The sequence below is a fragment of the Sphingobium xenophagum genome, from assembly GCF_002288285.1.
GTDB classification, from domain to species: Bacteria; Pseudomonadota; Alphaproteobacteria; order Sphingomonadales; family Sphingomonadaceae; genus Sphingobium; species Sphingobium xenophagum.
The window spans coordinates 69,007-87,642 of record NZ_CP022748.1; the positions used below are offsets into that span (position 1 = coordinate 69,007).

General features: G+C 62.6%; 20 protein-coding genes and 1 pseudogene. 13 read left to right on the forward strand and 8 right to left on the reverse strand.

Features of this window, described 5'->3' with window-relative positions; genetic code table 11:
- From CJD35_RS19750 to CJD35_RS19800, 11 genes and pseudogenes are all read left to right on the forward strand, one after another.
- Nucleotides 1-354, forward strand: coding sequence for a hypothetical protein (locus CJD35_RS19750; protein ID WP_017184774.1), 354 nt, complete (start codon nucleotides 1-3; stop codon nucleotides 352-354).
- Nucleotides 347-1,036, forward strand: coding sequence for a type-F conjugative transfer system protein TrbI (locus CJD35_RS19755; RefSeq protein WP_026002700.1), 690 nt, complete (start codon nucleotides 347-349; stop codon nucleotides 1,034-1,036). Before CJD35_RS19750 ends, CJD35_RS19755 begins: the two co-directional genes overlap by 8 nt.
- Nucleotides 1,017-1,550: a S26 family signal peptidase gene (locus tag CJD35_RS19760; RefSeq protein ID WP_017184772.1), complete on the forward strand. Its 534-nt coding sequence runs from the start codon at nucleotides 1,017-1,019 to the stop codon at nucleotides 1,548-1,550. The genes CJD35_RS19755 and CJD35_RS19760 overlap by 20 nt, the downstream gene beginning before the upstream one ends.
- Nucleotides 1,547-2,203 (forward strand): type-F conjugative transfer system protein TraW, encoded by a 657-nt coding sequence (traW, locus tag CJD35_RS19765; protein ID WP_017184771.1) that lies wholly within the window; start codon nucleotides 1,547-1,549, stop codon nucleotides 2,201-2,203. The genes CJD35_RS19760 and traW overlap by 4 nt, the downstream gene beginning before the upstream one ends.
- Nucleotides 2,203-2,472 carry a hypothetical protein gene (locus CJD35_RS19770; RefSeq protein ID WP_017184770.1) on the forward strand — a complete coding sequence of 90 codons (270 nt, stop codon included), beginning with the start codon at nucleotides 2,203-2,205 and terminating at the stop codon, nucleotides 2,470-2,472. The genes traW and CJD35_RS19770 overlap by 1 nt, the downstream gene beginning before the upstream one ends.
- The gene (traU, locus tag CJD35_RS19775; protein ID WP_026002699.1) at nucleotides 2,472-3,491 is read left to right on the forward strand and encodes a conjugal transfer pilus assembly protein TraU; all 1,020 of its coding nucleotides are present in this window, start codon (nucleotides 2,472-2,474) and stop codon (nucleotides 3,489-3,491) included. Before CJD35_RS19770 ends, traU begins: the two co-directional genes overlap by 1 nt.
- Before the next feature lie 11 nt (nucleotides 3,492-3,502).
- On the forward strand, nucleotides 3,503-4,249 hold the full coding sequence (gene trbC, locus CJD35_RS19780) for a type-F conjugative transfer system pilin assembly protein TrbC (protein WP_017184767.1): 747 nt from the start codon (nucleotides 3,503-3,505) through the stop codon (nucleotides 4,247-4,249).
- Nucleotides 4,246-6,110, forward strand: a pseudogene (locus CJD35_RS19785) (conjugal transfer protein TraN). The gene trbC and the pseudogene CJD35_RS19785 overlap by 4 nt, the downstream one beginning before the upstream one ends.
- A gap of 295 nt (nucleotides 6,111-6,405) precedes the next feature.
- Nucleotides 6,406-7,197: a conjugal transfer protein TraF gene (locus CJD35_RS19790; protein WP_017184765.1), complete on the forward strand. Its 792-nt coding sequence runs from the start codon at nucleotides 6,406-6,408 to the stop codon at nucleotides 7,195-7,197.
- A 65-nt stretch (nucleotides 7,198-7,262) separates the two neighbouring features.
- Complete coding sequence (locus CJD35_RS19795) at nucleotides 7,263-8,663, forward strand: conjugal transfer protein TraH (RefSeq protein WP_037515325.1); 1,401 nt, start codon at nucleotides 7,263-7,265, stop codon at nucleotides 8,661-8,663.
- Nucleotides 8,664-8,692: 29 nt separating this feature from the next.
- Nucleotides 8,693-11,500, forward strand: coding sequence for a conjugal transfer protein TraG N-terminal domain-containing protein (locus tag CJD35_RS19800; protein WP_017184763.1), 2,808 nt, complete (start codon nucleotides 8,693-8,695; stop codon nucleotides 11,498-11,500).
- A gap of 3 nt (nucleotides 11,501-11,503) precedes the next feature.
- Here CJD35_RS19800 and CJD35_RS19805 read toward each other — a convergent pair whose 3' ends face one another.
- A complete protein-coding gene (locus tag CJD35_RS19805) occupies nucleotides 11,504-11,713 on the reverse strand; it encodes a hypothetical protein (RefSeq protein ID WP_017184762.1) in 210 nt (69 codons plus the stop codon).
- Between the two features lie 115 nt (nucleotides 11,714-11,828).
- Between CJD35_RS19805 and CJD35_RS19810 the strand changes: the two genes are divergently transcribed.
- Nucleotides 11,829-13,004, forward strand: coding sequence for an AAA family ATPase (locus CJD35_RS19810; protein ID WP_026002697.1), 1,176 nt, complete (start codon nucleotides 11,829-11,831; stop codon nucleotides 13,002-13,004).
- 42 nt (nucleotides 13,005-13,046) lie between these two features.
- Here the strand turns inward: CJD35_RS19810 and soxR are convergent, their stop codons facing one another.
- From soxR to CJD35_RS19845, 7 genes are all read right to left on the reverse strand, one after another.
- Nucleotides 13,047-13,616 (reverse strand): redox-sensitive transcriptional activator SoxR, encoded by a 570-nt coding sequence (gene soxR, locus CJD35_RS19815; RefSeq protein ID WP_081095122.1) that lies wholly within the window; start codon nucleotides 13,614-13,616, stop codon nucleotides 13,047-13,049.
- A 167-nt stretch (nucleotides 13,617-13,783) separates the two neighbouring features.
- Nucleotides 13,784-13,984: a hypothetical protein gene (locus tag CJD35_RS19820; RefSeq protein WP_017184759.1), complete on the reverse strand. Its 201-nt coding sequence runs from the start codon at nucleotides 13,982-13,984 to the stop codon at nucleotides 13,784-13,786.
- A gap of 149 nt (nucleotides 13,985-14,133) precedes the next feature.
- Nucleotides 14,134-14,409, reverse strand: a complete 276-nt coding sequence (locus CJD35_RS19825) for an HU family DNA-binding protein (protein ID WP_017184758.1) — start codon at nucleotides 14,407-14,409, stop codon at nucleotides 14,134-14,136.
- Nucleotides 14,410-14,787: 378 nt separating this feature from the next.
- A complete protein-coding gene (locus tag CJD35_RS19830) occupies nucleotides 14,788-15,852 on the reverse strand; it encodes a PIN domain-containing protein (RefSeq protein WP_011950412.1) in 1,065 nt (354 codons plus the stop codon).
- Nucleotides 15,853-15,951: 99 nt separating this feature from the next.
- Entirely contained in the window at nucleotides 15,952-16,926 is a 975-nt protein-coding gene (locus CJD35_RS19835; RefSeq protein WP_011950413.1) for a CBASS cGAMP-activated phospholipase, read from the reverse strand.
- Nucleotide 16,927: 1 nt separating this feature from the next.
- Nucleotides 16,928-17,347, reverse strand: a complete 420-nt coding sequence (locus CJD35_RS19840) for a PIN domain-containing protein (protein WP_011950414.1) — start codon at nucleotides 17,345-17,347, stop codon at nucleotides 16,928-16,930.
- A 6-nt stretch (nucleotides 17,348-17,353) separates the two neighbouring features.
- Nucleotides 17,354-17,656, reverse strand: coding sequence for a hypothetical protein (locus CJD35_RS19845; protein WP_156842021.1), 303 nt, complete (start codon nucleotides 17,654-17,656; stop codon nucleotides 17,354-17,356).
- 320 nt (nucleotides 17,657-17,976) lie between these two features.
- On the opposite strand from CJD35_RS19845, the gene CJD35_RS19850 reads away from it, so the two are divergent.
- Nucleotides 17,977-18,591 (forward strand): hypothetical protein, encoded by a 615-nt coding sequence (locus tag CJD35_RS19850; RefSeq protein WP_017184756.1) that lies wholly within the window; start codon nucleotides 17,977-17,979, stop codon nucleotides 18,589-18,591.
- Nucleotides 18,592-18,636 lie beyond the last annotated feature (45 nt).

Genomic DNA, 18,636 nt, shown 5'->3' on the forward strand with positions numbered 1-18,636 from the left:
ATGGCCAGCAGCACAGAGCCGAGGGTACAGCCATCCGCGCCGCCGTCGATCGACGCGCGCGCGATGCTTCATTTCACCCTGTATTTCGGCGGCTTCCTCGCATCAACGCTGCTCATGACCTGGGGCCTGTTCGCGCTGTTTTTTCTCGCCCTTGGCGGCTTCTCGCTCGATGGCCTGATGAACCAGCTCAACAACCTCAGCACCCGCTACGTCATCGCGACCCCGGATCGGGTCGCATCGTTCAAGACCATCTTCGCCGTCGCACATCTCATCCTTTCCGTGGGGCTCATGGTCCTGCGGAGAGGCAGGATCCTGCCTTCGGCCCGATCGCAGGGAGACCCCCGCCATGGCTGAGCAACCCGAACTCGACCTTCCCGCGCCACCGGTATCGCCAGCAGCGCCAGCGAAGCCCAGACGAACATTCTTCGCTGGCTTCAGCCGTATGCAGATCCTCGCCGGGCTGATCCTTCTGGCCACTGTGGTCTGGGGCATGTGGGTCACCAAGACACTGGTGACGCCCAAGCAGGATCATATCGTCTCGGCGCGGCTCTCCTCGATCGTCGGGGAATATGTGCAGGCGCAGGCGCGCTCGACATCGCCTCCGGCGCAGGTCGAGGCCGAGATGCGGGGCTTCATGGCGTCGCTCGACAAGGAACTGCAGCGGCGCAGTGCTGGCGGCCAGATCGTGCTCGTCGGCGAAGCCGTGCTCACGAAGAACGTGCCCGATATAACCGACAGCCTCAGACAATCGGTCTACGCCTCGGGCGTCCCGCGGCCGCGCCAAGCTTCGGCCGAGGAGCTGCAGCAGATGAATGCCCAGGCGATGGCGGCCGCGAGACCCCAACTTGCAGCCCCGGCTCAGATGCCGGGCCAGATGCCCGGGGCTGCTCCTCCGATCGATCCCATGATGGCCGCACAGGGCATGGCGGCGCCAGGAATGGTGTCTTCAGGGCAGCAGCAGCCGGTTCCGCAATATGCTCCGCCAGCTGCGCAAGTTTCGACCTTCGGAGGCTCCGATGGCATCGGCGGCCAGTGAGGCGCGCCCAAGCTGGCGGCCACGCACGCGGCTATGGCTGTTGTTCGGCCTGTTCATCGCGGGCAGCGTTCTGCTCAGCGCGATCAGCGCATGGCGCGACGATCATCTGCTGCTGATCAACACGACGGGTTCGCTTCCGAACTGGGCCTTCCTCATCCAGCGCCACAAGCTGCCGGCGCGCGGAGACTATGTTTTCTTCGACCCGCCGCCAAGCACGCTCCTGCGTCGCCACTTCGGCGCGAAGCCGCGGATGTTCGGCAAGATCGTCTACGGCATGCCGGGCGACACGATCAGCCACGTTGGCCGCCAGGTTGCGGTGAACGGCCACCTCGTCGCGCAGATGAAACCGCTCACACGCTTTGGTGAACGCCTGACGCCGGGCGCAACCGGCCCGGTGCCGCAGGGATGCTATTTCGCGGCTACGCCGCACAAGGATGGCTTCGACAGCCGCTATGCCGAAATCGGCTTCGTATGCGCGCGCCAGGTCATAGGAACCGGGGAGCCGATCCTATGAGGGTGCTCATCTCAGGCGGGCTGGCCATCGCCGCAACGGTCGGCGGGTTGATCGTCGTTGGGCCGATGCGGTCGGAGGCCAAGGACTATGGCCAGGCCGCGCAGGCGTTCCCGGTCATCGAGCCCGATCTGCTCTCCACCATTGAAAACCGCCTGCGCCGCGCAGAGGCAAGCGGCGAGCTCGCCCGGACCAACGAGATGTTCGCCAAGCGCGTCGAGGCGAAAGTTCGTCGACCCGATCCCGTCACGGGGGTCACCCCGGCCCGGACCGCCCGGAGCTGGGACTTCGATCCGTCGGTCACGATGGAACGCGACATCCGCGACCAGAAGGGCAACCTGATCGCCCCAGCGGGACAGCGGATCAACCCGCTCGACTTCGTCTCGATCCGTCAGGACCTTGTCTTCATCGACGGTGACGATAGCGAGCAGCTCGCTTGGGCCACGACGCGCTACACGGACCTCAAGGCGAAGATAATCTTCGTGCGTGGATCGCCGGTCGAGCAGATGACCGCGAAGAAGCGGCGTTTCTACTTCGATCAGCAAGGCAAGCTCACTTCCCGCTTCGGCATCGAGCATACGCCAGCCGTGGTCACCCAGGCTGGCAAGGTGATGCGCGTCTCCGAGGTGGTGTTGAAGTCCGGGAGCCCGGGCTGATGCCGCTGTGGCTCGACATGCTCCGAACGCCGATGGCGGCACCCGAGACTCGCGATCTTCGGCGGCTGCGCCGGATCTGGCAGGTTCTTTGCCTGCTACTGGCCGCCAGTGTCGCGGGCTTGCAGCCGTTGATGCGGATCAGCGGTCAGGCGGCGCCCTGTGCGATCGCGTCGCTGCTGGCGGCCACGCTGTTGACCACGGCGCTTTACCTCGCGCGCAAGCATCGCGCGGACACCGCCTTTCTCGAACCTGCCGGGGAGGATCAGTGATGCGCGGCTTTCGATCAGCTCTGCGGCTTCTCGTCATGGCGCTGGCAGCCTTCTTTCTGGCGCCGAGCGCACAGGCGGCAGGGCCGACCTGTCACGGGAAGTTCGTCAATCCGATCACCGACGTGTGTTGGTCTTGCCTGTTCCCACTCTCGGTCGGCGGCCTCAAGATCTGGCCGAGCGGCCGGCCGGATACGAGCAATCCCGCTTCCCCGATCTGCTTTTGTGGCAGCCCGCTTCCCAGGATCGGCATCTCGGTCGGCTTCTGGGAGCCGGTGCGGCTCGCGGACGTCACAATGAAGCCCTGGTGCTTTCCTAATCTCGGGGGTGTGCGCATCGCGCCGGGGTTCGACATCGGCCAGGGCTATCTGGCCGGCCCCTCGATGGTGGGCGGCCGCTCGCAGAGCACGGCCAAATGGCACGTGCACTGGTACGTCTATCCGCTGCTCTACTGGATGGAGATCCTGACCGACTTCGTCTGCTTCGAGCAGGCGAGCTTCGACATCGCCTATATGACCGAGGTCGATCCGCTCTGGCAGGACGATAGTCTGACGGCGCTGATCAATCCGGAAGCCGTCGTCTTCGCTAACCCGATCGCCCAGGTCGCCTGCGCCGGCGACTGCATCGCCGGGACCGTCCACCTGCCGCTCGATCCGCTGTTCTGGTGTGCGGGGTGCCAGGGCAGCATGTATCCGCTCAACGGCAACGTGCCGTCCTCGATCGGCCATGTTCAGTCCTCGCGGCTCGCACTGTCGCGCTTCGCCTACAAGATGCACCGCGAAGCTCTTGCCTGGGGGACGATGGGCTCGGCCGGGCTCTGCAAGAAGTACCTCATGCCGATCATGCGCAAGCAGCAATACCGCTTCCAGATGGTCAATCCGATCCCCACCGTGAGCGGCCGCTTCGCCTGCTCCACGATCGGGGCATCCACCATGCCGCCTGACGCAGGTCGCGCCTATCCCGCCGCCGGCGAGGACATGGGCTACCTCGTCTGGCGCAAACGCAATTGCTGCGTGCTGTAGGGGGCCGTCCAATGCGCAAATACCTCTGGGGCTTCGCAGCGATCCTTGGCTTGGCGAGCGTGACGGCCTTGCTCGCGCAGACCGTCGACGGGATCGACGTCCAGGCGATCAAGCAGCGTTCGGCGGACCTACAGGCGGATGCCGAGGCTTTCGTCAACCATGTGAAGGATAGGGGCGACGCCTTCCGCGAGGACGCGCAGACCGTTCGCGACGCTGGCATGGAGAACATGCAGCGGGTCGCCAAGAGCGATCTGCCCAAGGGACCGGCAGGCCCCGTCGATTTCGACGAGATCGTGGCCGGTGCCGCGTCGAACGCGACGGCAGGGAAGGGCGAGGCGCCCCAGTTCATCGTCTTCGCGAGCCTGTCGATGCCACCGCAGTCGCTGCAGAAGCTGATCGGCGACACGGCCAGGGCCGGCGGGGTGGTCGTGTTCCGCGGCTTCCCCAACAATTCGATGAAGGAGTTCGCCACGAGCCTTGGCAAGATCATCGACCGGCAGGACGATTTCGCCAATGTCGGCATCGATCCGCGGCTGTTCCGCGCTTTCGATGTCCAGGCAGTGCCGACATACGTCAGTGTCTCGTCGGACTTCGATCTTTGCGCCGGCTTCTCCTGCCAGACCAAGCTGCCGCCCTATGATCGGCTCGTCGGCAACGTCTCGGTCGAATATGCGCTCGAGCAGTTCGCGGACGGTAATGGCCCGGGCGCACGGGTCGCAGCGGTTGGCCTCGCCAACATGCGCAAGGCCCATCCATGAGGGCGTATCTCGTCCTGGCTGCGCTCTTCGGCGTCGTTATGGCGAGTTCGCCCGCGCTTGCCCAGATGACGCTCGACGAGGCGCGCCAGGAGGGGAAGGCGCTGGGTACGGAGAAGCGCAACGATTCCACGCTGGTGCCGTCCAGCGATGCGCAAGCCGCCGCGGTCCCCGGCTATTCCGGCACGAGCTTGCCCGAAGGATCCTATTTCGACGATCCCGGTAAGCTTGAGTCCGACGCCCAGGCGGCCAAGTCGTCCAACGAGCAATATCGCATCACCACCGATGCCGATCACAGCCGGGCCACGTTCAGCAATTCCGAGATCCTCGCGACCACGGCGCGCGCGACATCGGTCGAAAACGATCCCTCGACCTATCTCGCTGGCGAGGAAATGGGCGGCACCAAGGGCACATGCGTGCCGCTGCCCGCCGCGCCGGGGAGCGCGGGCTATTATGAGGCGAGTTGCAACGCCGGCAGCAAGGTCACCACGGAAGCCCGGACCTGCAACGTCAGCCTTGACGTTCACACCGAGAAGCGGACGATCTACACCTATTACACGGGTCGGTTGAGCTTCCTGCCGACAGATGGCGGGCCCTATCCCGCCCGCGCGGCTTTTGACGACGAGATCGCCACCGGCATCTGCTGGGAAAGCCGCCCGATCGACTATTGCGACAATATGAGCGCCTATGGATATACTGCGGCGCCGACCTGCAAAAGCCTTGGCCACACCGCCGTCGAGGTCAAATGCACCGCCGAGGCCCAGGGGATCACGCCGGGCGAGTATCATCCGGGCTATGTGCTCTCGACCGGCAATTACTGGCTCACGAAGCAGGAAGAACCGGCCGTGCCGGTCATCACGCGCAACGAGGGGCTATGCGCCGCCAATGCCGGCGACCCGAACTGCACGCTCGAGACCGAAGTGTGCACGTCGAGCGACCCGGTCACCCGGATCGTCGACGGCGTTCCTGTCACCCAGCCCTGCTGGGCCTGGCAGCGGACCTATCAATGCCACCGGATCTCAACAGCCAATGACTGCGGTGATCTCGAGGCGAACGGGAGCTGCACCTATCTGCGCACAGAATGCCTTGACGAGGAGCCTGATGGCGGGCCCTGCAAAGTCGAGAACCGCGTCTACAGGTGCCCGACGCCTTCCGGAGGCACGAGCGATGCGCCGCAATATATCTGCGGCGACGACGTCTATTGCATCAACGGCGACTGCGAGCCGATCGTTCGCGAAGCGTCGACCGAGTTCAAGGACGCGCTCGTTGCGCTGCATGCGATCGACCAGGCGGGCAAGGAGTTCAACGAAGCCGATCTCCGGGTCTTCAGCGGCACGCGCGAGACCTGCCACAAGCGGTGTTCGGCCTTATCAACTGCTGTGCGGGCAAGACGTCGGGTTTGTTGACGGTCGGCGCTGGCGCGGCTGCGCTGGCGGGCGGTCCCGCGGCGATCGCCGCGCTCGCGACCCCCTTCCTGGTCCTTTTCGCATGTTCACAGGACGAGATGAGGCTCGACATCAAGGACCGGATGGGCCTGTGCCATAATCTCGGCACCTATTGCTCGTCGAGTTTCCTCGGCATCTGCAGCACGCGGCGCACCGCTTATTGCTGCTTCGAGAGCAAGCTCTCCCGCATCCTCCAGGAGCAGGGCCGTGTGCAGCTCGGCAAGCCGTGGGGGGCGCCGAAAAAGGAACAGTGCATTGGCTTCACGATCGACGAGTTCTCGCGGCTCGACCTGTCGGTAATGGATTTCACCGAGGTTTATGCGGACTTCATGGATGCGGCCAAGCTGCCGGACGAAGTCCAGACCATGACCGAAATCCAGCAGAAAATTCAGAACTACTACGACCTCCACGGCAAGTGAGATGGGCCGATCCGATCTCCTTGCCGCAGGGGCCGCAGCGCAAACCCAAGGAAAGTGACCATGCCTATCCCTGTTCTCGAGCTGCCCCTCGTCCTGGCATCCCTGGCGCTGCAACCGTCGGCCCCAACGCCCCACCATCGTTGCGGTGGCTCTCCCGCGACCGTGGCCGATTGCTGCGTCCACCCCGCAGCCTGGGACAGTCTGACACCCAACCCACCGCTCGCACTCCCTTCCGCGCAAACCGCCTCAGCCGATGAAAGGACGAAGCGTGATGTCCCCCGTCGCTAAACTCTCGATGCTGCTCGCCCTGTCGATTGGGACTGCTGCTCCCCTGTTGGCGCAGGATGCGCCGCCGTCACGCGACACGATCGAGCAGAACCGGCCGGATGCTTTCTACTGCGGCGAGCGGAAGCTCGGACAATGGTTCTATTGCGACAAGCCCAGACCCTTGCCGCGCGAGGCGCAACCGTCGCCGCCGCCGAGCGCGGTCGACCGGATGGCGGCGATCACGAAGCAGCTCGACGAATTGAAGGCCAAGGCGATCCTGGAGCCGACCGAAGAGAACGTCATCGCCTACGTCCGCTTCCAGCGCGAGCAGCTCGACCGCGCCTCGACTTTCTCCGACGTGTGGCAGCGCGCGCTCTGGCAGAACCCCGACATCGACTACACGTTGCAAAGGCCCGTCTCGACGGTCGGCAAGCGTGCCTGGCTCGACAATCGAAAGGCCGATCGCGACGCGGTCCTGACCAACCTGGGGCAGCGCTACGGGCTGTTCTACTTCTTCGCGCAGAGCTGCGGCGCCTGTGAGCTGTTCGCCCCGATCCTTCGCTCGGTGACCGACAGCCACCGGATGGCGGTCATGGCCGTATCGATGGACGGGGGGCCGAGCCGCGATTTTCCGGAACATGTCGTCGATTCCGGGCAGCGGGCGCGCATGGGCGTGCCGGGCAATGAGACACCGGCGCTGGTCCTCTTCGACACGGTGACCAAACGGACCATTCCGGTTGGATACGGCATCCTGAGCGCCGATGAGATCATGGATCGCATCTTCACGCTCACGAACACGAAAGTGGGGAGCGATTACTGATGGGACAGGATCATCGCAAAGGGCGCGCCCGCCGCTTCTTCCGCTCGGCCGCCGGCTCGATGGCCATGATGGCCGCGCTCAATTTTTCCATCGTCGGGGTCGCGCGCGCCGACGTCGCGTCCGAGATGAACAACTTCTTCTCCGACGCGGGCGGCGCTGCCAACGTGACCGGCCCCTCGGCCTATCAGGGTCAGTCGGCCGGCTATTACTCTCTCGGCAATGTCTGGACGCGTTTCCCGCAGAAGAGCGTGCAGCCGTTCAATCTTCAGCTTCCGAGCGCCCGTGCGGGCTGCGGCGGCATCGACCTGTTTTCTGGAAGCTTCTCCTTCATCAATGCGTCCGAGATCGTGGCGATGCTGAAGGCGACGGCCAACAACGCGCTTGGGTTCGCCTTCAAGCTGGCCATCGATTCCGTCTCGCCCGAGATCGGTAAGGTCATGGACGAGTTCAGCCAGAAGGCGCAGCTCCTCAACCAGATGAACATCTCCAGCTGCGAGACCGCTCAGGCGCTGGTCGGCGGAATCTGGCCCCAGATGGATTCGACCCGGGCGACCATTTGCGAGGCGGTCGGCAACAGCCAGGGCGTCTTTTCCGACTGGGCCGCCTCGCGTCAGGGCTGCAACAACGGCAATCGGCGGGATTCGACAATCGCCGGGAACACCGATGCGTCGATGAAGGACCAGCTGGTCGGCGAACCGCACAACTATACCTGGGAGGCGCTGAAGAAGTCCGCCAAGTTCGGGGCGTTCGACCAGTCCTTCTCCGAATATATCATGACGCTCGTTGGTACGGTCGTGACGACGCCGTCGACGGACCCGAGCGTTGGCGGCAAGGTGGTGATGTTCGGTCCGGCGGAAGACGCCGTCGTCACTGCGCTGCTCGACGGCACGGCGGACGCGCCGCCGGTCAAGATGCTGAAGTGCAACGACGAGAATTGCTACGATGTCGGCGAACAGACCCTGTCGGTCCCGGCATCGTCGGCGCTGCGCCCGCGGATCGCCACGATGATCAAGTCGATGAGCGACAAGATCCGGTCGGACACGCCGCTCAACGCCGCCGAAAAGCAGCTCCTCAACCTCGCGACCGTGCCGATCTACAAGATCCTCGCCGTGCAGGCCTATGCCCACTATGCGCTGACCGACGGCGAGATCCAGACGCTGTCCGAGATTGTGGCCGTCGACCTGCTCTCTGCCATGCTCGACAATATGCTGGACCGGGTCGAGCAGGCGAAGGTTCACTACCAGACCTTCGACCAGGAGACCGCGACGCAGTGGAAGCAACAGATCGCGGCCACGCGCGCCAAGTTCAGCCAGCGGGATGTCCGTCTCAACAACAAACTGCAGGTGACGATGCAGATCATCAACCGCAGCATCATGCTGGAGTCTACCCTGCAGAACTCGATGACGCCGGGGATGGCGTCCGCGCTCAACTTCTCGCGCGGGCTGAACGCCCAAGGTCTGAATTAGTGCGGCTGAACTGAAGCGGGAGCGCGTCGATGCTGGAGGTCTTCACGGTCGGGGGCGGCGAGTATCTCGTAAACGTGTTCAACGCCGTCGCTGCCTGGTCAGGGGGAGGGGGCTACCGCTCGCTCCTGCGGGTCGTGATGGTGATGGGCCTCATCTACTCGCTGCTCGTTGTCGCCTTCACGCTTAACTACAAGGCGTGGATGAACTGGTTCCTCCAGGCGACGGCGATCTATCTTTGCCTGATGGTGCCCACGGTGAGCATCAAGGTGACCGACCGGATCAACCCGAGCCTCGCGCCATCGACTATCGACAATGTGCCGATGGGCCTGGGTGTGCTGGCGAGCTTTACGACGCAGGTCGGGGATTGGCTGACGCGGACGGCCGAGACGGTGTTCGTCATGCCCAGCGAGCTCAATTATTCGAGCAATGGCATGGTCTATGGCGCGCGCCTGTTCGACGCGACCCGCAATTTCGTTGTTCGCGACGCGGAGTTCTCGACCAACCTCGAAAACCATTTCAAGAACTGCGTGTTCGGCGACGTGATGCTCTATCAGAAGTCGCTCACGAACCTCGCCAAGGCGCCCGACCTGTGGGCCGCGATCGGGCCGGGCTCGGAAGCGCGCTCGCAGGAATGGCTGGAGCGCCAGGGCGACGGCACCGTTCAGAACTTCATCATCACCTGCCGCCAGGCCTACCAGGCGCTCGACGCGCAATGGGCGCCGATGATCGAGGCCAATGCTCCGATCTGGGGTAAGGAGGTCTATCCCAGGCTCAGCAACGCCCTGGCCGCCGACAAGCTCAAGCATGACGTGCCGATCGCGAACACGGCGTTCACCGGATCGGGGAGCAATTTCACCGAAACGATGCGGCAGAACACAGCGATCAACGCCTTCATGCAAGCACGCAACAGCATGGCTGGTGGGGCAGGCGCGGCCGCGATAGACACCTTCGCCCAGACGCGCGCCGACATCCAGGCGCGCAACACCTATAATTCGATTGCCCAGCAGGCGATGGCCTGGGTGCCGATCCTCAACATCGTCCTGACCGTCGTCTTCTTCGCGATGTTCCCAGTCATCTTCCCGCTGTTCCTCATGCCCCAGACGGGGGTTGGCACGCTCAAGGGCTATGCCATGGGCTTCTTCTACCTGGCTGCCTGGGGCCCGCTCTATGTCATCCTCCACATGATCTGCATGACAAGGGCGGAATCCGCGGCGAACGGCGTGGCCGGGGGAGGCGTGACGCTTGGAAGTTATGCCGGCATCGGCGCGGTCAACGGCGAGACGGCGACGATCGCCGGCTTCATGCTGATGAGCGTGCCTTTCCTCGCGGCCGGTCTTGCTCGCGGCGCGATGTCGATTGCTGGCCAGTCCATGTCGATGCTGGCGCCGGCGCAGAACGCGGCGGAGGCCGCCGCGCTCGAGCAGACCACCGGAAACTACTCCTATGGCAATGTGAGCTGGGCGAACTCGACTTCGAATATGCGGCAGGCCGATCAGTGGACCACGGCGCCGAGCTATATGAGCGGCGCCCCGAGCATGGGCTGGCGCCAGGATAATGGCGCGATGATCAACGGCTTTGGCAATGGTCAGGACGTCTTCGACACGTCGGGGGCCATTTCGCGCCTCGGCTTCACCCCTACCATGACGACCGGGTCGGTCGCGGAATGGCGGGAGATGGCGAGCGAGGCGCACCGACAGTCGCAGGCTTATGAGAATGCCGCGGCCGAGGTCCTGACCGCTACGCATGCCAACCGCAGTGCATTCGGCACCTCGACCGAGCGGTCGTCCGGCTGGGATTCGAGCAGCGGCCGGCAGGCGAACACGTCCGTCGATCAATTCGACCGGCGGACCGGGAGCAGCACGCAGGGTCTGGAGGAACGGGATACGATCTCTCAAGGTCAGCGAATATCTCAGGGCCATGATCGTCAGGCGCAGACGAGCGACCAGATCTCCGGGGTGGTGTCCGCAGGAACGGGACGGCAGACGGCTGGAGGGTCGGGCGGTCGCGGAGGAATTTTGGGCCGCCTTCCCGGCATTGGCGGCAGCGTATCGAAATCAGGGTCTCAGACAGATGCGCTAAGGCATGCGACTGACGAAACCCGCGGCAGCGACAGCGCCAACACATCCTCGAGTGGCGTGCGTGACGAACATTCGAGCGGAAGCGGCGCCTCGATGTCCGATGGGACCTATTCGCGCAGCGGTAGCTTCAGCCGGGCATCCGCCACATCATCGGCGTCGGCGAGTACGGAGGATTCTCTGGCGCTGGCAAAGTCGTACTCTGAGACGGCCCGGCGCCTTGAGGAGCTTTCCCAGCAGCTGTCACGCGACGCCAGCTATGCCGAGACGCATGGCATGCAGCTCAGCGAGAATCTGAGCCAGGATCTTGCGCAATGGTATCGCCGCCAACAGGTCGAAAATCCGGGGCTTGACGCGCCCGAGCTTTGGGCAACCGATCTCACAGACCAGCAGCGGCTTGTGCGCCAGGAGATGATCACGCGCTGGATGCATGACAAGCAGGATGGCATCCGGGCGGAGATTGCGGGGCGCCTCCACGATCCGGACCTGGTCGATGTCAATCGGCCGAGCGTGGGGAACGAGGCGGATGTCAGGGCCTCCTACCGGCCGCATGGTCCTGGGCGGCTGCCCGCCGGTCCTGGCGGCGGCGGGGATGTCGGCGCCGCTGCGATCATCGAGGCCGGCAAGGCAGAGCTGGGGGGCGACCGCGCTGCGGCGCAGACGATGCGAGGGCAGCGGGTTCAAGGGGCCGCTGATCTTGAGCAGGAGGTGAACCGCGACCACGATCGCGGATTCTTCCAAGACCCCAAGCTTCGCGAATAGAGCTTAGAGGATGTAGAACATCGCTCCCACGAGGCCGGCCATGCAAACGTAGGCGAGGGCGTAGCCTATTAGACCGCCACGAGTGGGGTTCCCGTTTTCGTCGGTGATCATTTCGATCTCAGGAATCTCTTCCTCGACAATCGCGTAGATGGGACCGCCGGACAAATCCTTCGTTCGATTATATGTGTCGAGGTCGAATTTTGGGAAGCGCATGCTTTCTCCTGTGACGGAGAATAGCGGTTGGGGCGCTTTTCCGCAACCCTTGAGACGCGACTTATAGCGAGATTATCAAGTTTACAAAAAAACGATAAACCACCATAACCTCGCTATGGATGCTCGTCGTAACCCCTTCGCGCCTGGCGCCGGCACTCGCCCTCCAGAGTTGGCGGGGCGAGATGCGTTGCTTGAACGCAACGCGGTCGCGCTCGACCGAATCCGCGCGGGGCGCGCGGCACGCCCGAGCGTCCTCTATGGACTGCGCGGTGTAGGCAAGACCGTTCTGCTCACGACGATGCGTGACGCAGCCGAGGGGGAGGGCATGGCTATCGTCGCCATCGAGGCTCCCGAGAACCGTTCGCTCCCCGGCATCCTCGTGCCTGCCCTTCGGGCGACGCTGCTGAGGCTCGATCGCATGAAGCAAGCTTCGGACGGCGTTAAGCGCGCGCTTCGCGCGCTGGCCGGGTTCGCAAAGCTCAAGGTCAAATATGACGATCTCGAAGTGGGACTCGATTTCGACGTCGAGCCGGGCCTGGCCGACAGCGGCGACCTTGAAGCTGATCTCGCCGATCTGTTGGTTGCAATCGGCGAGGCGGCGCGAGAGAAGGGGTCAGCTGTGGTACTCGTCATCGACGAGCTCCAATATGTGCCTGAAGAGCAATTGGCCGCATTGATCAGTGCGCTCCACCGGGCCAGCCAGAAGCAGCTTCCCATTACAATGATCGCCGCTGGCTTGCCGCAACTCGTTGGGCAGATGGGCCGGGCCAAGTCCTATGCGGAGCGACTTTTCGAGTTCGTCTCCGTCGGACCGCTCGATGATCACGCCGCGCGCGATGCCATTCGGCTTCCAATCGAGCGGGAAGGCGAAGCTGTCGATGATGCGGCGTTGGACGCGATCTGCGAGCAGACCCAAGGTTACCCTTATTTCCTCCAGGAGTGGGGAAAGCATAGCTGGGATGCAGCTGAGGCGTCGCCGATCACCCAAGACGATGTTGCGGCGGCAACGCGTAGCGCGCTCGCGGAACTTGACGCCAGCTTTTTCCGCGTTCGGTTCGATCGTCTGACCCCTGCCGAGAAGCGCTATCTGCGCGCCATGGCCACTTTGGGCACTGGACCGCACAGGTCGGGAGATGTTGCCGATGCCTTGCACGTGAAGGTTTCAAGCGTGGCGCCGACGCGAAACAGCCTGATCGCGAAAGGAATGCTCTATAGTCCCGCGCATGGAGATACAGCGTTCACCGTGCCCCTGTTCGATGCATTCATGCGAAGAGTGATGCCGGAAGGATGATTTTTGAAGCACCGCCCCGAACGACCGGGGAAGGGCACCAAGCTATGAGTCATCGTTCCCTTTTGTGTCTTGGTTAACGTCAAGAGTGGATTTGACCGCCGCCAAGGAGCGACGTTTGGTGCGAAAATGAACGGGGCTATCTTCATCATCACGAGGTTCACGAGCGAAATTCACCAAGAGGAGCTGAGGGCCTGACCCAACTGCGCCCAACCTGTCTTCGGGGTTTCGCAAGGGGCAGTCGGTGAGGGACATACAGCCGCATCCAATGCAGGTTTCGAGGCGGTCACGCAGCCTCATGAGACTAGCTATCCGCTCGTTCAATAGCGTACTCCACTCGGCACTGAGCCGACGCCAATCCGTTGACGTAACCGGCCCCTCTGGAATCCGGTCAAGAAAATCCTTTAGTTCGGAGAGCGAAAGCCCGACATATTGGGCGGTTCTGATAATGGCGATCCGTCTCAATACGGATCGAGGATACCGCCTTTGATTGCCGGCTGTGCGCTCGCCCTTGATGAGGCCTTTCGCCTCGTAGAAATGGATCGTCGAAACCGCGACTCCGCTACGTTGCGCGATGGCGCCAACAGATAGAGGACGTGTTTTGTCAACAGTCATTGCAAAGACTCGTTACCAAATGTCGGTGCTAGAGCACCGGCAAACTACTTCAGGACTCAGGATGTGGTCATTTCTCGACCGCGCAGACCAAGCCCGTGCCGTGCATCCGCCCCTACATCTACGACGGCGACTATAATCCGGTGCGAGGCGTTTGGTCACTCCCGGCTTTACGGTATCGACGTGCCCGAATTCAGCACTTGCTCTGCGTGCGGGACAATCCCTACGATAGCCGCGAGAATTTGCGTACCTTGCTCGCGAGGGGCAATGTCATGTACCGCCAGCTCGACATCGACCGCTACGAACGACCAATCCTGCAATGCTGGAACATGGATGGCGATCTGTCGTGTCAGCAGGTCCAGGCAGGTCACGCCGTTCGCCGATACAGGCCGTTGCAATGTTCTTCCCGGAGATTATCGCGTCGTTCGATCATTAAAGCCGCGAGTGGCGGTCTTGCGGGAAGCCTCTTGCGGGGAAGGGGGACGCCTCGATCTCTTGGTATCGAGGCGTCAAGCCCGCTTTAGCTGTTGAGCCGGTCCTTGACGGCCTTCGCCACGCTGAAGGAGAGTTTTTTCGACGCTGCGATCTTGATGGTTTCGCCGGTGGCCGGGTTCCGGCCTTCGCGGGCGAGAACGTCCTTGACCTTGAACTTGCCGAAGCCGTTGAGGCTCACCTCTTCGCCTTTGGCGGCGGCGTCAGCTATTGCGGCGAAGACGAGATCGACCGCCTTGCGGGCATCAGCCTTGGTGGCCCCGGTCGCACCGGCGAGATGATCGGCAAGGTCGCTATTGTTCATCATGCTGTTCCTTCTGCAATTTTTCGGGATTCCTCTAATAGTGGCGAGGAGCGTGCGGCGCTATCTCAATGCTCGACCTTATTGAAGGATTCCGGCTTATTGGCCGGACAGGCCATGAGCGATAGTTTTTGCCGGCACCTAGTGGCAAACGCCGGTATCAGGCGTGTCCATAGTTGCGAATTTCGCAGTTGCAATATTCTATGATGCAATGCACAAGAGACGGGCCTTTCAGGCATCCTCTCCCAACTATCAAGCCGCCTCCTTGTGGGCGGCTTTTTTCTACCCGAAACAGAGTCGCCGACTCGACCTGAACGATGTGATCCGGCTGACCATGTCGCAGAACTGCTTCTCGACCTCGAATCGTCTCATCCACGGACCCTATTTGTACATGTCGGGTGGATAGAGCGTCACATACTGAAAATCGCTGTTGCGAAACCGCAAGGCTTCAATCTCCTCGGGATTGCCTGCCTCGTCGACCGCGATCGACATGGCGACGTCGATGGTAAGCTCGATCTCGGTCTCCCCGCTCTCATCCTCGAACGGGATAAGCACCTTGTCCTCGGAATCATACATCGCTTCATCCCAGTTGGGATGAGTGAAAGACACCAATGCTGCGACCTCGATCGTGCCGACCACAAGGATTGATTTACCTGCCTCACTTGGTTTGAAGGCGGTGAGTTTTTTCACTTCGACCGAATTGACGGTGATCTCGTCGATCTCCGCATCCATGACGTCGCTACTGTGCAGTCCCCAATTCGTAAGTTCCTGACTGACGAGGTCGACGATCTGTTCCTCCTGCGTCTCCAGGAAGGGATCGAGTTGCGGCGCGGCCATCTCGAGGCCAAGCGCCGCGAACAGTTCGGGCAACGACTTCACCAGCGAAATATGCTTCGCAGACCCGACCGGGCCATCAAAGTCGCCATCGTTCGAAACGATGATCACCGGGCTATTTCTCGACGCCTCCTTCTTGAGGCACTCGAAGGCAAAGGCGTCGGGGAACTGGTCCTTCTTGCCGTCGCCTGAGAAGAAACCTTCCCCTGCCGCATAGGCGCTGAACACTGCCGACGGCTTCACCTCGTCGATCTGGAGCGTCTTGGCCTCCAGCGCATCGAACATCTGCGTAGTCGACTCATCGTAGATCGATTTCAGCTTTGCGCGAAGCTCCGGCCGCTTGAGCGCGGGAAGCGCAACGCCGGTCGCTCCCTCGACAATCTTCCGGAAATGCGGCTGGCTGATCTCCTTGATCGCGTCGAAATCACTCTGGATGTACTTTTTGGCAACCTCGGTGATGGTGAGATCGGTGGTCAACACCGTTATCAGACCGGCATCGACAAGATCGACGACACGGGCGATTTCAGGCCCGCCTGGTGGTTTGCCGGCACTGATGACGATGTTCGCATCCAGGAAGACCTTCGGCGTTCTTTTGGTCGTTTTCTTCGCCATCGTCAGAGTAGATCCGTGTTGAGGTCATGTTGGGCAGATGCTTGACGGACAGGCAGCATTTTCTGGAACGTAAGGCTTGGTCAGTCCGCCACCCGTCCCCTATCGAAGCATCGCTTTGAACGTGCTGCTCGCCGAGGCTCCCGCATAGGCGTCGCGCGCGAGCTGTCCCAGGATCTCGGCCGCTTTGTCGGTTGCCCGATCGAGCGCAAGTTCCTTCTGCTGCTGGAGCGAAGGCACCCTATCGATGCGGACGTAGCTCGAGCCCAGGACGGACTGCACGAGGTCGAGCGACAGGCTCTCCTGCGCCTTCATCGTCCTCGACACGAGCTCGTCTTTTGCGATCAGCATCACACCGCCGCGGCGCCTGGGCGCACGCGGCACATCCCATCGCAGCTCTCCTGCGGTCCCGACGCTGATGAGGTCGATTTCCTGGGGCGTGCGCCCATAGCGCCCAAGCGCCCGCATCAGGGCGATACTATCCGGAGCGTTCGCGATCAGTCCGCCGTCGACATAGGAATGCCCGTCGATCACATGGTCGGGGAAATAGGTTGGCGCCGCGGAGGTGGCGAGGGCAATGTCCCGTAGCGAGGTTCCTTCGAGCTTCGGTGACATGCCAGTGGTTTCGTATATTGCCGGCGCCCAGGCGCCGAAATCGACCGCGGTCACGATCAGGGGTGTCTTCAGGCCGGACAGGGGCGTCTTTCCCGCTTCGCCAAGAACGGCGTCGATCGTCTGCGCGAGGCCAGCCGCGTCATAGCGCGAGCGCGCCAGCCCCCAGCGACCGAGTAAACCCCGCTTCGGGAAGATCGCCTGGCCGTGCTTCTCAAACGCGGCGCCGATCACGGCTGGGCGAATGCCTTGGGCCAGGCCGATGGCCACGATGCCGCCGATCGAAGTGCCGGCGATGATATCGAAATGGTCTTTGATCGGCTTTCCGATCGTCCGCTCGATCTGTTCGAGGATCCGAACGGTAAAGAGGCCACGATACCCACCTCCGGTCAGCGCCAGAATGCGGAACCGTTTGGCCGGCTGCGCGCGCGCACCTTCCCTGATCCCGACGTCGCTCTCGGTCATATCAAGGGTTCACCACCGTCAGCCCGCTGACGCCGCTATGGTAGGGCTGCGGATAGTCGACGAAGACAAGATTGGTAGCGAGAGCCGAGGCAACGACCATCGTCGTCGCCTCGCTGACCGGGATCACGGCACCGGCCGGGTTGGTGGCGATCAGCTTCTGAGCCCGCAGACCAGGCCACAGCATGGCGGCCTTTTCGTCGAACGGCACGATATTATCGAAGCTGCGCACCATGCCGACATAGCCGCGCAGCGCATCGCGGTGGCCTTGGCGTTCACCCGCCGGGCTTTGCTCGATGGCCAGCAGCGCCTGCCCGAGGGAAACCGCGCTCAGGTGGATCTCTCGGGCAGGCAGCGCATCGATCGAGGCCGGCGCCTGACCCGTGATCCGGTCAAGCAGGCATTGGGTCGAAAGAAGATACATGGCCGCTTAGGCGCTGGCCTGCTGCCAGGAAGCTTCTCCGGATCGGACAGTGAATTCCTGGCTGCTGTCGTCGTCGCTCTCGACATGGACGAGCTTTCCGCGTGACGGCTGGAACTGCGTGGCGGCAAGAAATTCTCCGGCGGAAATACCGCCAGCGGCTGCCTTAATGACATTCGCCAAAGCCGCAACCGAGAGGATCACGGTCTGCTCTCCCTTGTCTTTGCCGACAAGCTGAACCGATCCGTCACGCGCACGCGCAAGCAGCTTGGTGAAGCTGTCACGCGCGGCGCGAATGGTGATAGTGGCCATCGGAGCCCGACCTTCGAGCAGTTTGCCGAGTTCAACCTCTAGCTGATGCTCTGGAAGGGAGCAGATCCTCTCGATTCCGGCTAGAAGCTGCACGTCCATACCAACCAACCTTCGCTGCCAATGACGATGGTTATAGGGCGTGGCCACAAAATGTCAATGATTGTGGCCACGGGGCAGATGCATCGATCAATGACGGCTGCGTCACTTTACCCTTCAGGTACCGGTCGGGTAAAGTGACACGGATGGCAAAACGTCTTTCGGTCGTTTCTGTGAGCGATTGGGGGATTCACAAGAGTCGTGCTTTGTGCTTGATTCGTTCCATGCTTCAGTTCGATCTCTTCGCGCCATCGATCCCAACCCCGGCGCCAGCACCAGTAGTTGGCCTGCCGGATATCGTGCGCATCATCGCGGAGCACTCGGGTCGGCCGCGCTACACCTTCATGGTGCTCGATCTCATCGCCAGGGCCGCCCGGACGAACGGGGAGGCGGGGCCTCTGGTTCGAGAAGGCGAGGTTCTGGTGCCCATCCGCGAATGGCTGGCCGCGGCGATTGCGCCGAGCGGCGCGCGTCACCACCAGCGCCGGGCCACCGCCGATAAGGTCCGGGCTGCGCTCGCAGCCAAAGGAGAATTGCCGGGCGATCCGGTGGAGGCCGCGCGCCGCGTCGACGCGGAACTCAGCGAGCGCATCCGCGAAACCGGCATGACGGCGATCAGCCGGGCGGTGTCGGAGTTGGTGAAGGCAGGACTGATCAGACGGCATTACCAGGGCTTTTTCGTGGACCATGAGAACCGCGGTGCGCAGCGTCATGCGGTCTATACGGTCACGGATGCGGTCCGCGCCGCGCTTCAGCCGAGCATCGTGACCAGCGAAAACCGGCGGCAGCCTTATGTACGAGGCGCACACGCTCAGCCTCGAGCGGCTGCGGCGCGGTAGGATCGCAGCTTCACATTTCTCGGCGACGATCGGTTCCTGCTGGTC

Bases quoted from the DNA above. Each gene is read 5' to 3' on its own strand.
- CJD35_RS19750 (WP_017184774.1), top strand. From the start codon at position 1: ATGGCCAGCAGCACAGAGCCGAGGGTACAGCCATCCGCGCCGCCGTCG.
- CJD35_RS19755 (WP_026002700.1), top strand. From the start codon at position 347: ATGGCTGAGCAACCCGAACTCGACCTTCCCGCGCCACCGGTATCGCCA.
- CJD35_RS19760 (WP_017184772.1), top strand. From the start codon at position 1,017: ATGGCATCGGCGGCCAGTGAGGCGCGCCCAAGCTGGCGGCCACGCACG.
- traW (WP_017184771.1), top strand. From the start codon at position 1,547: ATGAGGGTGCTCATCTCAGGCGGGCTGGCCATCGCCGCAACGGTCGGC.
- CJD35_RS19770 (WP_017184770.1), top strand. From the start codon at position 2,203: ATGCCGCTGTGGCTCGACATGCTCCGAACGCCGATGGCGGCACCCGAG.
- traU (WP_026002699.1), top strand. From the start codon at position 2,472: ATGCGCGGCTTTCGATCAGCTCTGCGGCTTCTCGTCATGGCGCTGGCA.
- trbC (WP_017184767.1), top strand. From the start codon at position 3,503: ATGCGCAAATACCTCTGGGGCTTCGCAGCGATCCTTGGCTTGGCGAGC.
- CJD35_RS19790 (WP_017184765.1), top strand. From the start codon at position 6,406: ATGCTGCTCGCCCTGTCGATTGGGACTGCTGCTCCCCTGTTGGCGCAG.
- CJD35_RS19795 (WP_037515325.1), top strand. From the start codon at position 7,263: ATGATGGCCGCGCTCAATTTTTCCATCGTCGGGGTCGCGCGCGCCGAC.
- CJD35_RS19800 (WP_017184763.1), top strand. From the start codon at position 8,693: ATGCTGGAGGTCTTCACGGTCGGGGGCGGCGAGTATCTCGTAAACGTG.
- CJD35_RS19805 (WP_017184762.1), bottom strand. From the start codon at position 11,713: ATGCGCTTCCCAAAATTCGACCTCGACACATATAATCGAACGAAGGAT.
- CJD35_RS19810 (WP_026002697.1), top strand. From the start codon at position 11,829: ATGGATGCTCGTCGTAACCCCTTCGCGCCTGGCGCCGGCACTCGCCCT.
- soxR (WP_081095122.1), bottom strand. From the start codon at position 13,616: ATGACTGTTGACAAAACACGTCCTCTATCTGTTGGCGCCATCGCGCAA.
- CJD35_RS19825 (WP_017184758.1), bottom strand. From the start codon at position 14,409: ATGAACAATAGCGACCTTGCCGATCATCTCGCCGGTGCGACCGGGGCC.
- CJD35_RS19830 (WP_011950412.1), bottom strand. From the start codon at position 15,852: ATGGCGAAGAAAACGACCAAAAGAACGCCGAAGGTCTTCCTGGATGCG.
- CJD35_RS19835 (WP_011950413.1), bottom strand. From the start codon at position 16,926: ATGACCGAGAGCGACGTCGGGATCAGGGAAGGTGCGCGCGCGCAGCCG.
- CJD35_RS19840 (WP_011950414.1), bottom strand. From the start codon at position 17,347: ATGTATCTTCTTTCGACCCAATGCCTGCTTGACCGGATCACGGGTCAG.
- CJD35_RS19845 (WP_156842021.1), bottom strand. From the start codon at position 17,656: ATGGCCACTATCACCATTCGCGCCGCGCGTGACAGCTTCACCAAGCTG.
- CJD35_RS19850 (WP_017184756.1), top strand. From the start codon at position 17,977: ATGCTTCAGTTCGATCTCTTCGCGCCATCGATCCCAACCCCGGCGCCA.